Genomic DNA, 14,073 nt, shown 5'->3' with positions numbered 1-14,073 from the left:
ATAAAAATGCAATAAGATTGTCAGACAATCATATGATGCATCCGAGGTTGGTGGCAAGCTTCGTCTGCGTGTCCGACAATCTGTTTGCAGGAGGGATCCGCTAGGATCAAGCCATGACCGCCATGCTCCGTGTGCCCCGTGAAGAAACCTCCCTGCGCGAGCGCGCCACCAGCGCGCTGCGCCAGGCCATCCTGGACGGGGAGTTCTCGCCCGGCCAGAAGCTCTCGGAGCGCGAGCTGTGCGAAAGCCTGGAGGTCAGCCGCTCCTGCGTGCGCGAATCCTTGCAGCACCTGCAGGCCGAGGGGCTCATCACCATCGTCCCGCACCGCGGTCCCGAGGTGAGCACCATCTCGCCCAAGGAAGTGCGTGACATCTACGACGTGCGCGCCCACCTCGAAAGCCTGGCCGCCAAGGCCTTTGCCCTCCAGGCCTCGCCCGAGCAGGTGCGCGCCCTGCGCGCCAAGCTCAACGAACTGGCCAAACCCGCGCTGGCGCAGGACCGGGCCCGGCTGCTCCAGGCCAAGAACCAGTTCTACGAAATCCTCGTCGACGGCTGCGGCAACTTGGTCGCCGGCCAGATGCTGCGCCAGCTCAACAACCGCGTGACGGTGCTGCGCCGCATCTCCATGGCCCAGCCCGACCGGTTGCCGCACACGCTCCAGGAACTCAACGCGATGGTGGCGGCCATCGAGCGCGGCGATGGCGAGGCAGCAGCCCGGCTGTCGGCCGCGCACGTGCAGAAGGCGGGGGAGAACGTGCTCCGGAGCATGGAGCAACATTGATCATTAGCGGCCTCAAGCTGGCATGCGTTGCGTAGCTACAGGCAAGCGTTGATGGCGTTCCCGAACTTCCTTAGATAGTCTTGTCTGTGAGTTGTTCAGCTACAACCCCGGGCACTTGTTACATATTTTTCTCCACATAGCCAAGCCGCCCAGCAGCTAAAAAAGTGGAAAGTTATCCACAAATCCAGACGCAAATCTGTGGATAACATGCTTGTAATTTGTTGATTAGTACTATTCAATGCAACCTTGATAGCAAAAAACTCAGGAGAACCTATGCAAAACACAGACTTCGACCGGAGTGCTTTGAGAGTGTCGCTATGAGCTTTGTTGCCACTTTTGACGACGTTACAGACGCAGCGATGGAGGGGGAGCAGCTCTACGCTAGCCGCTATCAAGTCGATTGCGAACTTAGATTTCCTGGCCATTTCGCCGCGATTGACATCAACAATGGTGAGCTTCATACCGCTGAATTTGCTGAAATAGCTATCCAAAGAGCTCTTGACGCTAACCCCGATTGTGTTGTGCACCTGGTGAAAATTGGTTCGCCAAGCGCAGTCACTATGGGCTACGTGCTTACTTGCTGAACATGGGTGGTCCTTGGCACGGGTCCAGCAGTGCGCCTCATCCAAGTATCGAGATGGTCATCGCGGGAAACGTGGGGCACCCAATCTCTATCTTGGCAACTATTGACACCGGATTCAGCGGCTTCTTAATGATTCCCCGGCGGGTGGCGGAGCCACATGGATTTACTCCGGTAGGGTCTACCCGGGCTAACTTGGCGGATGGCAGTACAAGAGTATTGCCGATGAGCCTTGTGAACATTGGGTTTGCTGGCCGTACGTGTGCTGGTTCGGCGACAGTGACTCCTGGTGAGTGTCACCCATTGGTTGGGTTGGATTTTCTTCGTAAGTTCGAGCTGGCACTGGTCATCGACCATCAGAAGCTTTGCTTGCTTCCTAGCTCTGAAATGGCACACGTCCTGAGTTCCTCAGGCCCAACGGTTCCCGCACCACAGCGTTGACTTAAGAGATGCCTATGAGGCGCAGCTGGCAGCTGCGTCGACTGGTAGGTCAAGCCTCTTTAGCGCACGGCGTTATGTGGGCCTCAGACTACTCTCGACTGAACCGAAGCAGTAGCGAGCTGGTCGCCGGCGCAATCACCAGCTCACCCTCGATGAAGCCGTACAGCCGTCCCTCGGGGCCTGCCGAGTAGAGCTCATTGCCGTCGATGCGGAAGAGCAGATGCTCGCCATCGCGCACGTACTCGTCGCCATCGACCACGCCCACGCTTTTTCCGGACGCGTCGGTCACATTCCATCGGCCTGTTTCGAACATTGAAGCACCTCCCGGTTGGCGGCTTTGCGGCGCCACAGCAGCATTCAAGCAAGGCCGGACTGTAGCAGTCCCTGGCAACCGTGCAAAGGCCGGAAGAAGGGGGAGGCAGATACTTCCAGGCGCGATGCGCGCACCCATCACTAGACGGAAATCTCGCCCGCCGGGTACCAGAGCCATGCTCCTTGCGCCAGCTTGGGCCGCTCGTTATCAAGTTCCCATACCTGCTGCCGCTCCAGCGACCCTTCGCTGCCGGTGCGCCGCTTGCAGCGTGTCTCGAAGCGGATGTGGACGAGGTGGTACCGCGCGCCCTCGGAATCCTGCTGGCGCTTGAGTGGATGGATTTTGGCCAGAGTGCAATTCGCATCCCTGTATTCGATGTTGAACCGCTCGGTCACTTCATGCCACTCCCTGCCCCATCGCCGGTCTACAGTAGCTGGACCTTGATAGTCTTAAAACGCCATGCATCTCTGCAGCGGCAATTTCCATTCCACTTTGCTACATTCCGTCCATGCGCACCCTCGCCCTCCTCCTCGCTACCTTGGCCAGCGCCGCTACCATCGCGGGTTTGCTGCTTCGGTATGAGGTAATAGCGGTACCGGGCAGCGTTGAAGACCGAGGTGTTCTGTATCGACTTGATCGGTGGACCGGCGACGTAGCGGTCGTATACGGGAAAAATTTCTTGCTCTTAAAGCCGGAGCCTGTCGACCATCCAGACAAGCTATTGCCAGAAGCCACACACATCCAGGTTGATGGTTTGCTCGGTGTTTCCAAGGAACGCGAGAAGCTCCTCTTTTCCGCCTTCAACGGCACCGAGTACGTCTTGACAAAGGTAATTGTCAGCGTGACCTTTGACACTCCGAACATGCAGCGGACTCGATTGATAGAGGTCCCCATCGGCTCTAACGGGATCAGGCCAAACACGCAGAGTTCAGAGTTCTCGACGCTCTTTCCTGCTCACGAACTTCAGAAGCTAGTGACCTGGAAAATCGCCGAGCTTCGAGGCTACAAAGAGTGATGCGCACCCTCGCCGCCGTCCTGACCAACGTCACCGCATGGCCCAGATGCCCGGTCGTGGCAGCTGAATGGCAGTGAAGAATTGGTCACCTTCGACAACGATGAGTATCAGCGCCGCGGTCCGCGGTCCGCGAGGCCGTGGCGAGGTGCTGCCCGACCTGCCTGGCTGTCACGTCTGGTATGCGCACGTCTGCCGACAGCGTGTCGGCAGGGGGATGCGCGAGGACGCCGATGGCCTGGCGCTGCGACTTGCCGCGCTGCACAAAAAATTCTCAGTTTGAGAGGGGAGCTGCCACGAGTAGGACGGGCAGTGGCACGTCTGGGACGCTGGCCCGTTCCGCTTTGCGGAACACGTGCGACACGGAATGCGGAACACATTCCCAAAACCATAGCAAAAAAGCCATGGTGCCCGGGGCCGGAATCGAACCGGCACGCCTTGCGGCGGGGGATTTTGAGTCCCCTGCGTCTACCAATTTCACCACCCGGGCAGGGAATTCGTGAAGACTCAAATTATGGCACAGTAGGGCGCATGAAATATCCGACGATCGAAGACGCAATTGGCAAGACGCCGCTGGTGGCGCTGCAGCGCATTGGGGCCGCAGACAACGCCGCGCGCGGCAACGTGATCCTGGGCAAGCTCGAAGGCAACAACCCCGCAGGCTCGGTGAAAGACCGGCCGGCGCTGTCCATGATCCGCCGTGCCGAAGAGCGCGGCGACATCCGCCCCGGCGACACGCTGATCGAGGCGACCTCGGGCAACACCGGCATCGCGCTGGCCATGGCGGCCGCGATCAAGGGCTACCGCATGGTGCTGGTGATGCCCGAAGACCTGTCGGTCGAGCGCGCTCAGACCATGAAGGCCTTTGGCGCCGACCTGGTGCTCACACCCAAGAGCGGCGGCATGGAGCATGCGCGCGACCTGGCCGAGGCCATGCAAAAGCGCGGCGAGGGCAAGGTGCTCGACCAGTTCGCCAATGCCGACAACCCGCGCATCCACTACGAGACCACCGGCCCCGAGCTGTGGGAGCAGACCGATGGGCGCATCACCCACTTCGTGAGCGCCATGGGCACCACGGGCACCATCACGGGCGTGTCGCGTTTCCTCAAGGAAAAGAACGCCGGCATCCAGATCATCGGCGCGCAGCCGCAGGATGGCTCGCGCATCCCCGGTATCCGCAAGTGGCCGCAGGAATACCTGCCCAAGATCTTCGACCCGCGCGCTGTGGACGAAACCGTGAACGTGAGCCAGGACGATGCCGAGGACATGGCCCGGCGCCTGGCGCGCGAAGAGGGCATCTTCGGCGGCATCTCGGCGGCAGGGGCCTGCTGGGCGGCGCTGCAGCTGTCGCAGCGCGTGAGCAATGCGACCATCGTCTTCGTGGTCTGCGACCGGGGCGACCGCTACCTCTCCACCGGTGTGTTCCCAGCGTGAAGCAGCAGGACTACCCCCTGAGTCGCTTCGCGCCTTCCCCCTTCTCTCGAATGGCTGCGCCATTCGGGAAGGGGGACACCGCCAGCGCGGCGGGGCGGCCCTTGCGCGGCGGTCGCTGGCTTCGGCCGCGCGCTGTTTGACGGTGTGGGCACTTTGATGAATAGTTGATGCTATAAAATAAAGAGCAAAATGCACTACGAAACCCGTTTCTGCACCCACTGCGGCACGCCGCTGGCACTGATCACCGTGGCCGAGGACGGCGGGGACAAGCAGCGCCTGCGCTGCCCCGCCTGCGGCTGGACGCACTGGAACAACCCCACGCCGGTGCTCGCCGCCATCGTGGAGGTGAACGGGCAGGTGCTGCTGGCGCGCAACGCGGCCTGGCCGGCCAAGATGTTCGCGCTGATCACCGGCTTCATGGAAGCGGGTGAATCGCCGATGGAAGGCATCGCCCGCGAGGTCAAGGAAGAGACCAATCTCGACGTGACCGCCACCACGCTGGTGGGGGCGTACGAGTTCCTGCGCATGAACCAGGTCATCATCGCCTACCATGTGGTGGCCCAGGGCGAGGTGAAGCTTTCGCCTGAGCTGGTGGACTACCGCATGTACGATCTGGCGGACCTGAAATGCTGGCCTGCGGGCACCGGCTATGCGCTGGCCGACTGGCTGCGCACGCGCGGGCACGAGCCGGTGTTCTTCAGCGCCGAAGAAAATGCCGAGCGACGCCGCGGCCTGGACCTGCCGCCAAAGGACTGACGACCATGGACATCCACAAAGAAATCGACACGCGCGGCCTGAACTGCCCCCTGCCCATCCTCAAGGCCAAGAAGGCCCTGGCCGACCTGGCCAGCGGCCAGTTGCTCAAGGTGGTGGCCACCGATGTGGGCTCGGTGCGCGACTTCCAGGCCTTTGCCAAGCAGACCGGCAACGAGCTGGTGGAGCAGAGGACCGAAGGGGCCGACGACACCAAGGAGTTCATCCACGTCCTGCGCCGCCGATAACGGTGACGGTAGGGAGGGAGCGAGGCGAGAACCGCGCTCCCCAGCAAAAAAGTCCTCCAGCTGCATTTGCGGCGGGAGGACTTTTTTCGTGGGGTCTGCCGCATCGGTTGCGGCATGGGGGTTGCCTTACAGGCTCAGCCCCTTGAGGTATTCGCGGAAGTGGGCACCCACCTGCGGGTGCTCCAGCGCCAGTTCCACCGTGGCTTCGAGAAAGCCTTCCTTGCTGCCGCAGTCGTAGCGCTTGCCTTCGTACTGGAAGGCGTAGACGGCCTCGTGCTGCATCAGGCGGGCGATGCCGTCGGTGAGCTGGATTTCGCCGCCCACGCCGCGCGGCTGGTTGCGGATCTCGTCGAACACGCCGGGGGTGAGGATATAGCGGCCGGCCACGCCCATGCGCGAGGGCGCCACATCGGCCTTGGGTTTCTCGACGATGCGGTCGATGCGGATCAGCGGACCCCCGGCGGATTCACCGGCCACGATGCCGTACTTGTGCACCTGGTCCTCGGGCACCTCCTGCACGGCGATGACCGAGCGGCCCTGCTGGCGGAAGGCCGCGGCCATCTGCGCCAGCACGGGCTGGCCGCCCTTGGGGCCGACCATCAAATCGTCGGCCAGCAGCACGGCGAACGGCTCCTTGCCCACCAGGGGCTCGGCGCACAGCACGGCATGGCCCAGGCCCAGGGAGCGCGGCTGGCGCACGAAGGCGCAGTCCATGTCGTCGGGCTGCACCGAGCGCACCAGGCTCAGCAACTCCTGCTTGCCGGCGGCTTCGAGTTCGCTTTCGAGCTCGTAGGCGGTGTCGAAATGGTCCTCGATGGCGCGCTTGCTGCGCCCCGTCACGAAGATCATGTGGCGGATGCCGGCGGCATAGGCCTCTTCCACGGCGTACTGGATCAGCGGCTTGTCCACCACGGGCAGCATCTCCTTGGGCGATGCCTTGGTGGCAGGCAGAAAGCGTGTCCCCAGGCCGGCAACGGGGAAAACGGCTTTGCGGATGGCGGATGCAGCGGTCATGGGGCTCCTTGCAAGAACAATGGTGGAAAAGAAAGAGGGCAGGGCCCGGCGTGGAGCCGGGCATTCTGCCCTCAGTATGGCCGGGTTTTTACCCCAGTCGTGTCAGCTGATCGCGCAATCGGCCCAGCGTGGCGGTGAAGTCGGCGATACGCTTCTTGGCCTCGTCGATCACAGCGGGCGGGGCCTTGGCCACGAAGGCCTCGTTGCCGAGCTTGGCGTTGGCCTTGGCCAATTCGCCCTCCAGGCGCGCGATTTCCTTGGAGATGCGGGCCTTCTCGGCCGCGACGTCGATCTCCATGTGCAGGCACATGCGCGCCTCGCCCACCACGGCCACGGGTGCCGCCTGTGCGGCGCCGGCCCAGGCGGCCTCGTCGTCGAACACCTTGACCTCGCTGAGCTTGGCCAGCGACTGCAGCACCGGGGCCACGCCGCGCATGAAGTCGGTGTCGCCCACGGTGTACAGCGGCAGGCGCGTCGATGGCGAGACATTCATCTCGCCACGCAGCGTGCGGCAGGCGTCCACCAGGCCCTTGACGCGCTGCATGTGCGCGATGGCGGCCTCGTCGATCTTGCTCGGCTGGGCCTCGGGGTAGCGGGCGATGCTCACCGAATCACCGGGCAAGCCGGCCACGGGTGCCACCGTCTGCCACAGGGCTTCGGTGATGAACGGGATGATCGGGTGGGCCAGGCGCAGGATGGCTTCGAGCGTGCGGATCAGCGTGCGGCGCGTGGCGCGCTGCTCGGCCTCGGTGCCGGTCTGGATCTGCACCTTGGCGATCTCCAGGTACCAGTCGCAGAACTCGTTCCAGACGAAGTCATAGATCGTGTTGGCCACGTTGTCCAGGCGGAACTCGGCAAAGCCCTTGGCGACTTCGGCCTCGGTCTTCTGCAGCAGCGACGCAATCCAGCGATCCGCCTGGCTGAAGTGCATGTAGCCGTGGGCGGGGCCGCCGGGCTGGCACTCTTCCTTGGTGTGCTCCTTGAGGCCGCAGTCCTGGCCCTCGCAGTTCATCAGCACGAAGCGGCTGGCGTTCCAGAGCTTGTTGCAGAAGTTGCGGTAGCCCTCGCAGCGCTTGCTGTCGAAGTTGATGCTGCGGCCCAGGCTGGCCAGCGCCGCGAAGGTGAAGCGCAGCGCATCGGCACCGTAGGCGGGAATGCCCTCGGGGAATTCCTTTTGCGTGTTCTTGCGCACCGTGGGTGCGGTCTCGGGCTTGCGCAGGCCGGTGGTGCGCTTGTCCAGCAGCGGATCGAGCGCGATGCCGTCGATCAGGTCCACCGGGTCGAGCACGTTGCCCTCGGACTTGCTCATCTTCTTGCCCTGCGCGTCGCGCACCAGGCCGTGGATGTACACGTGCTTGAACGGCACGCGGCCGGTGAAGTGCGTGGTCATCATGATCATCCGGGCCACCCAGAAGAAGATGATGTCGTAGCCCGTCACCAGCACGCTGCTGGGCAGGTACAGGTTGTAGTCGTCGGTCGGGCCGTCGCCCTGCTCGGGCCAGCCCATGGTGCTGAAGGGCACCAGGGCCGAGGAGTACCAGGTATCGAGCACGTCCTCGTCGCGGCGCAGCGTCTTGCCCGGGGCCTGGGCCTGGGCTTCGGCTTCGCTGCGCGCCACGATCACGTTGCCGTCCTCGTCGTACCAGGCAGGGATCTGGTGGCCCCACCACAGCTGGCGGCTGATGCACCAGTCCTGGATGTTGTTCATCCACTGGTTGTAGGTGTTCACCCAGTTCTCGGGCACGAAGGTCACCTCGCCCGTGGCCACGGCGTCGATGGCCTTTTGCGCGATGCTCTTGCCCGTGGGGTCCTGGTCGCTCACCTTGCTCATGGCCACGAACCACTGGTCCGTGAGCATGGGCTCGACCACCTGGCCGGTGCGCGTGCAGATGGGCACCATGAGCTTGTGCTTCTTGGTTTCCACCAGGGCGCCCGAGGCTTCCAGGTCGGCCACGATGGCCTTGCGCGCCACGAAGCGGTCCAGGCCGCGGTACTTTTCAGGGGCGTTGTCGTTGACGGTGGCCTGCAGCGTGAGCACCACGATCATCGGCAACTGGTGGCGCTGGCCCACGGCATAGTCGTTGGGGTCGTGCGCGGGCGTGACCTTGACCACGCCGGTGCCGAACTCCTTGTCCACGTAATCGTCGGCAATGATCGGGATCTCGCGGCCCACCAGGGGCAGCACCACGTTCTTGCCGATCAGGTGGGTGTAGCGCGTGTCCTCGGGGTGCACCATCAGCGCCACGTCGCCCAGCATGGTCTCGGGGCGGGTGGTGGCCACGGTGAGGCTGCCCGAGCCGTCGGCCAGCGGGTAGGCGATGTGCCACAGCGAGCCGTCCTTCTCCTCGCTCTCGACTTCCAGGTCGGACACGGCGGACTGCAGCTTGGGGTCCCAGTTCACCAGGCGCTTGCCGCGGTAGATCAGGCCCTGCTGGTAGAGCTTCACGAAGGTGTCGGTCACCACCTTGGAGAGCTTGTCGTCCATGGTGAAGTACTCGCGGCTCCAGTCCACGCTGTCGCCCATGCGGCGCATCTGCGTGGTGATGGTGTTGCCGCTCTTTTCCTTCCACTCCCAGACCTTGGCGACGAAGTTCTTGCGTGCCTCGGGCGGGGTCGGGCCCATGTCGTGGCGGCTGATGCCCTGCTCCTGCAGCTGGCGTTCCACCACGATCTGCGTGGCGATGCCGGCGTGGTCGGTGCCGGGCACCCAGGCCGTGTTGAAGCCGCGCATGCGGTGGTAGCGCGTGAGGCTGTCCATGATCGTCTGGTTGAACGCATGGCCCATGTGCAGCGTGCCCGTCACATTGGGCGGCGGCAGCTGGATGGAGAAGGCCGGCTCGCCCGCCTGCGCCGTGCCGGTGCCCCGAAAGCCCGCTACACCGTAGCCACGGCGTTCCCATTCGGGCCCCCAGTGGGCCTCGAGGGCAGCGGGTTCAAAGGACTTGGAAAGGCTGTCGAGGCCGGTTTGTTGCAGGGGCGAGCTCATGGGTGGGGCAGGTGGTGGAGGCTGCCCGGTCGGGCCGCCTTCCGCTTTCGAGAGGGTGGACCGGCCATTTTAAGTCAGCGGCAGGTCCGTCCGGCAGGCGCCCGCGCAGGCAGCCGACGGGCGGGTTTTGGCGGGGGTTCGCCTTTCAGCCGGGCCTTGCCGCCACTTATCCAATTGTTACCTTGTGCGACTGGCAGAAAGCAGGTGTTTATTGATAATCCGGCGCGAAGGGGTGGGGAAGCGGCGCGCTGCGGGCGTGCCTGGACCCCCTTTGCTTCGCCGGATTCCATAAAACCATTCCAACTGTCCGCTCCCGTATGAACATCTCCTCCGCCCTGCGCCTGGGCCTGGCCAAGGTCTTTGCCTATTCGCTGCTGTCGCTGTTCCTGATCCCGCTGGCCGCCTACCTGTTCACCGGCTACGCGCAGCGCGACGAGGACACGCAGTTCATCACCCGCATCGGCCAGCGCATCGACGCCGAAAAAGGCATGCCGGCGGCCGAAAAGCAGGCCCGCAAGGACTTCTACCGTGCCAACCCGCCGTCCCGGGTGTGCAGCAACCCCGCGGCCGAGGTGCAGGAGTACCGCGAGGCGGTGTGCGAGCGGTACGGCGAGCTGTGGCAGTTCAACCTGGTGCGCAAGGCCTCGCTGTGGACCCTGGTCGCCGGCGTGGTGCTGCTGGCGGCGGTGCTGGGCCTGGGGGCGCTGGCCTTCGTGGACCGCAAGATGCAGTACACCAGCTTCGTCACCGGCTGGCACCTGACCACCTGGTCCAGCGCGGCCTCGCTGGTGGTGCAGGGGGCGCTGGCGGTGTGGCTGTCGTTCTGGCTCACGGCCTTCTTCTTCCAGAAGTACTCGCCCAAGCTCATCATCTTCGTGGGCATCGCGGTGGCCATCGGCGTGATCATGGCGATCAAGAGCATCTTCACGCGGGTGCAGCTGCACAACGGCGTGGACGGCGAACTCGTGGCCGAGGCCGATGCGCCCATTCTGTGGAAGCGCATCCGCCACATGGCAGAGCGCTTGAAGACCGAGCCGCCCAAACACATCGTGGCCGGCATCGACGCCAATTTCTTCGTGACCGAGGCGCCGCTCACCGTGGGCAACCGGCAGCTCACCGGGCGCACCCTGTTCGTGAGCATCCCCCTGCTGCGCCTGCTGGACCAGCAGGAGGCCGATGCCGTCCTGGGCCACGAACTGGCCCACCTGCGCGGCGGCGACACGAAGAGCAGCGCCCTGCTCGGCCCCAAGATCAGCCAGTACGACCACTACCGCCATGCCATGCGCACGGGCGGCCTCTCGGCCGTGGTCTCGCCGCTGCTGGACATGTACCGCATGATCTTCGAGGTCGCGCTGGCGCGCGAGAGCCGCGAGCGCGAGTTCAAGGCCGACCGCATTGCCGCCCGGCTGATCTCGCCCAACGCCATCGCGCAGTCGCTGGTGAAGATCGCGGCCTATGCGCAGTACCGCTCGAAGATCGAGCACGAGCTGTTCGGCCAGAACCGCCGGCACGATGCCGCACTGGGCATTGCGAGCTACGTGGCCCAGGGCCTGCCGCCCTATGCCGCGTCCACCGATTTCCTGTCGGAGATGAAGACGGCCAACGTGCCGCACCCGTTCGACTCGCACCCGGCCATGACCGAGCGCATGCGCGCCGTGGGCGTGAACCTGCCCGAGAGCGCCTACGGCGCCATCGTCGTGCGCCAGCCCGCCAGCACCTGGGCGCAGCAGATCCTCACCGCCGATGCCATCGAGCAGCGCATGTGGGGCGCCTACGAGCAGGCCTTTGCCGCCGACCACGAGCGCAGCCTGGCCTACCGCTACGAGCCCGCCACCGACGAAGAGCGCGCGCTGGTGCTGCAGTACTTTCCGCCCGTGGTGTTCGCCTTGAAGGGCAGCGACACGGTGACGGTGAGCATCGATGGCATCAGCACCTCGGCCGACGGCACCACCATGTTCTGGGATGCCGTGAAGGCGCTGGAATTCAAGGAAAGCAGCTTTGGCAACGCGCTGGTCGTGACCCACCCCGAGAAAAATGCCCTGGGCCTGGGCGCCAAGACCAGCAAGATCAAGCTGGCCGGCCTGAAGAAGGAAAAGGACGACTTCAACGCCACCGTGGGCCACTACTGGCAGCGCCACCAGATCATGCGCGCGCACCAGACCGAGGGTTGAGCCGGAGCGAACCAGAGCCCGCCAGGGCGAAGGGGCGGGGCGCCGCGCCCTGCACAGCACGGCCACGGCACAGGGTATCCACCCATGGCCGCCCCACCGGCACGGCGCAGCATCGTGCTGCCCGCCACGGCATATGCATATACCCAGGAAATCCCTGACGTTCCACGTTCACTGAATGCGTGATGCGAGTGAACTTGTGCAGTGTGCCACGCTCTATCCCTGCATGGGCAGGCCCTGAAAAAAGCGTTGCGCACCTACACGAATTCCCTGTTCAAAGGCAGGCCGTGGTGCTACAAAGGACCGGAGCCGTTAGCGATTACTACTGCAACACCGTGGCACCACCGAGCACGCCGGGGGCCACCACAGGAGGTCGTATGGATGCCATCAGCAGTTTCGCCTCGCGTTACGCCCGTAGCCGCGAAGAGGAAATGTCGATCGACGAATACCTCGCCGAATGCAAGCGCGATCCCATGGTCTATGCCACGGCCGCCCAGCGCATGCTGGCCGCCATCGGCGACCCCGAGATGGTGGACACGCGCAATGACCCGCGCCTGTCGCGCATCTTCGCCAACAAGGTGATCAAGCGCTACCCCGCGTTCGCCGAGTTCTACGGCATGGAGGATGCGATCGAGCAGGTGGTGAGCTTCTTCCGCCATGCCGCGCAGGGGCTGGAGGAACGCAAGCAGATCCTCTACCTGCTGGGACCCGTGGGCGGTGGCAAGAGCTCGATCGCCGAGCGGCTGAAATACCTGATGCAGAAGGTGCCGTTCTACGTGCTCAAGGGCTCGCCCGTGAACGAGTCGCCGCTCGGCCTGTTCGACGCGGTGGAGGACGGTGCGGTGCTCGAAGAGCAGTTCGGCGTTCCCCGGCGCTACCTGCAGCGCGTGCTCTCGCCCTGGGCGGTCAAGCGGCTCGAGGAGTTCGGTGGCGACATCCGCCAGTTCCGCGTGGTCAAGCGCTACCCCAGCATCTTGAAGCAGGTGGGCGTTGCCAAGACCGAGCCCGGCGACGAGAACAACCAGGACATCTCCAGCCTGGTGGGCAAGGTCGATATCCGCAAGCTCGAAACCTTTGCCCAGGACGACACCGACGCCTACAGCTACAGCGGTGGCCTGTGCCTGGCCAACCAGGGGCTGCTCGAATTCGTGGAAATGTTCAAGGCGCCCATCAAGGTGCTGCACCCGCTGCTCACTGCCACGCAGGAGGGCAACTACAAGGGCACGGAAGGCTTCGGTGCCATCCCGTTCGATGGCGTGGTGCTGGCCCACAGCAACGAGAGCGAGTGGAAGGCCTTTCGCAACAACAAGAACAACGAAGCCTTCCTGGACCGCATCTACATCGTCAAGGTACCTTACTGTCTGCGCGTGAGCGAGGAGATCCGCATCTACGACAAGTTGATCCGCGAGTCCTCGCTGGGCAATGCCGTGTGCGCGCCGGGCACGCTCAAGATGATGTCGCAGTTCGCCATCTTGACGCGCCTGAAGGAGCCCGAGAACTCCAGCATCTTCAGCAAGATGCAGGTCTACGACGGCGAGAGCCTCAAGGACACCGACCCGCGCGCCAAGAGCTACCAGGAGTACCGCGACTACGGCGGCGTGGACGAGGGCATGACCGGCATCTCCACGCGCTTTGCGTTCAAGATCCTGTCCAAGGTGTTCAACTTCGACAGCGCCGAGGTCGCCGCCAACCCGGTGCACCTGATGTATGTGCTGGAGCAGCAGATCGAGCGCGAGCAGTTCGCCGCCGAGCTGGAGACCAAGTACACCAGCTACATCAAGGAGTTCCTCTCGCCGCGCTATGCCGAATTCATCGGCAAGGAGATCCAGACGGCCTACCTGGAGAGCTACAGCGAGTACGGCCAGAACATCTTCGACCGCTACGTCACCTACGCCGACTACTGGATCCAGGACAACGAGTACCGCGACACCGACACCGGCGAGGTGTTCGACCGCGGCGCGCTCAACGCCGAGCTCGAGAAGATCGAGAAGCCCGCGGGCATTGCCAACCCCAAGGACTTCCGCAACGAGATCGTCAACTTCGTGCTGCGCGCGCGCGCCAACAACCAGGGCAACAACCCGAGCTGGACCAGCTACGAGAAGCTGCGCCTGGTGATCGAGAAGAAGATGTTCTCCAACACCGAAGAGCTGCTGCCGGTCATCAGCTTCAACGCCAAGGGCAGCGCCGAGGAGGCGCGCAAGCACGAGGACTTCGTCACCCGCATGGTGGAAAAGGGCTATACGCCCAAGCAGGTGCGGCTGCTGTGCGAATGGTACCTGCGCGTGCGCAAGAGCAGCTAGCGCCACCGCAGACAGACAAGCGCTTGAAGGTTTTGCCAGTGC

General features: G+C 63.9%; 13 protein-coding genes and 1 tRNA gene. 9 read left to right on the top strand and 5 right to left on the bottom strand.

Features of this window, described 5'->3' with window-relative positions:
• Positions 1 to 113: 113 nt before the first annotated feature.
• From AC07PA_RS10090 to AC07PA_RS10080, 3 genes are all read left to right on the top strand, one after another.
• Positions 114 to 782 (top strand): GntR family transcriptional regulator, encoded by a 669-nt coding sequence (locus tag AC07PA_RS10090; protein ID WP_494605022.1) that lies wholly within the window; start codon positions 114 to 116, stop codon positions 780 to 782.
• 317 nt (positions 783 to 1,099) lie between these two features.
• Entirely contained in the window at positions 1,100 to 1,366 is a 267-nt protein-coding gene (locus AC07PA_RS10085; RefSeq protein WP_494605021.1) for a hypothetical protein, read from the top strand.
• A 2-nt stretch (positions 1,367 to 1,368) separates the two neighbouring features.
• On the top strand, positions 1,369 to 1,803 hold the full coding sequence (locus tag AC07PA_RS10080) for a clan AA aspartic protease (protein WP_494605272.1): 435 nt from the start codon (positions 1,369 to 1,371) through the stop codon (positions 1,801 to 1,803).
• Positions 1,804 to 1,891: 88 nt separating this feature from the next.
• On the opposite strand, the gene AC07PA_RS10075 is transcribed toward AC07PA_RS10080, so the two are convergent.
• A complete protein-coding gene (locus tag AC07PA_RS10075) occupies positions 1,892 to 2,116 on the bottom strand; it encodes a hypothetical protein (RefSeq protein ID WP_494605019.1) in 225 nt (74 codons plus the stop codon).
• A gap of 140 nt (positions 2,117 to 2,256) precedes the next feature.
• A complete protein-coding gene (locus AC07PA_RS10070) occupies positions 2,257 to 2,511 on the bottom strand; it encodes a hypothetical protein (protein WP_494605017.1) in 255 nt (84 codons plus the stop codon).
• A 113-nt stretch (positions 2,512 to 2,624) separates the two neighbouring features.
• Between AC07PA_RS10070 and AC07PA_RS10065 the strand changes: the two genes are divergently transcribed.
• Complete coding sequence (locus AC07PA_RS10065) at positions 2,625 to 3,131, top strand: hypothetical protein (RefSeq protein ID WP_494605015.1); 507 nt, start codon at positions 2,625 to 2,627, stop codon at positions 3,129 to 3,131.
• Between the two features lie 402 nt (positions 3,132 to 3,533).
• Here the strand turns inward: AC07PA_RS10065 and AC07PA_RS10060 are convergent.
• A tRNA-Leu gene (locus tag AC07PA_RS10060) sits at positions 3,534 to 3,618 on the bottom strand.
• Between the two features lie 41 nt (positions 3,619 to 3,659).
• On the opposite strand from AC07PA_RS10060, the gene cysM reads away from it, so the two are divergent.
• The 3 genes from cysM (at position 3,660) to AC07PA_RS10045 (ending at position 5,563) form a co-directional block, all read left to right on the top strand.
• Positions 3,660 to 4,562 (top strand): cysteine synthase CysM, encoded by a 903-nt coding sequence (gene cysM / locus AC07PA_RS10055; protein ID WP_007855477.1) that lies wholly within the window; start codon positions 3,660 to 3,662, stop codon positions 4,560 to 4,562.
• Positions 4,563 to 4,751: 189 nt separating this feature from the next.
• Positions 4,752 to 5,318, top strand: coding sequence for an NUDIX hydrolase (locus tag AC07PA_RS10050; RefSeq protein ID WP_007855476.1), 567 nt, complete (start codon positions 4,752 to 4,754; stop codon positions 5,316 to 5,318).
• Positions 5,319 to 5,323: 5 nt separating this feature from the next.
• The gene (locus AC07PA_RS10045) at positions 5,324 to 5,563 is read left to right on the top strand and encodes a sulfurtransferase TusA family protein (RefSeq protein WP_007855475.1); all 240 of its coding nucleotides are present in this window, start codon (positions 5,324 to 5,326) and stop codon (positions 5,561 to 5,563) included.
• Positions 5,564 to 5,689: 126 nt separating this feature from the next.
• On the opposite strand, the gene galU is transcribed toward AC07PA_RS10045, so the two are convergent.
• Together galU and AC07PA_RS10035 are read right to left on the bottom strand one after the other, a co-directional pair.
• Positions 5,690 to 6,577 (bottom strand): UTP--glucose-1-phosphate uridylyltransferase GalU, encoded by an 888-nt coding sequence (gene galU, locus AC07PA_RS10040; RefSeq protein ID WP_007855474.1) that lies wholly within the window; start codon positions 6,575 to 6,577, stop codon positions 5,690 to 5,692.
• Between the two features lie 88 nt (positions 6,578 to 6,665).
• On the bottom strand, positions 6,666 to 9,563 hold the full coding sequence (locus tag AC07PA_RS10035) for a valine--tRNA ligase (RefSeq protein ID WP_494605011.1): 2,898 nt from the start codon (positions 9,561 to 9,563) through the stop codon (positions 6,666 to 6,668).
• A 317-nt stretch (positions 9,564 to 9,880) separates the two neighbouring features.
• Here AC07PA_RS10035 and AC07PA_RS10030 point away from each other — a divergent pair, with 317 nt between their 5' ends.
• Together AC07PA_RS10030 and AC07PA_RS10025 are read left to right on the top strand one after the other, a co-directional pair.
• On the top strand, positions 9,881 to 11,734 hold the full coding sequence (locus tag AC07PA_RS10030) for a M48 family metallopeptidase (protein ID WP_494605009.1): 1,854 nt from the start codon (positions 9,881 to 9,883) through the stop codon (positions 11,732 to 11,734).
• Positions 11,735 to 12,108: 374 nt separating this feature from the next.
• A complete protein-coding gene (locus AC07PA_RS10025; protein WP_007855471.1) occupies positions 12,109 to 14,031 on the top strand; it encodes a PrkA family serine protein kinase in 1,923 nt (640 codons plus the stop codon).
• The last annotated feature ends 42 nt before the right edge of the window (positions 14,032 to 14,073 follow it).

Source organism: Acidovorax sp. GW821-FHT09B03 (assembly GCF_059418305.1).
This window is presented reverse-complemented; position numbering and strand designations above follow the sequence as displayed.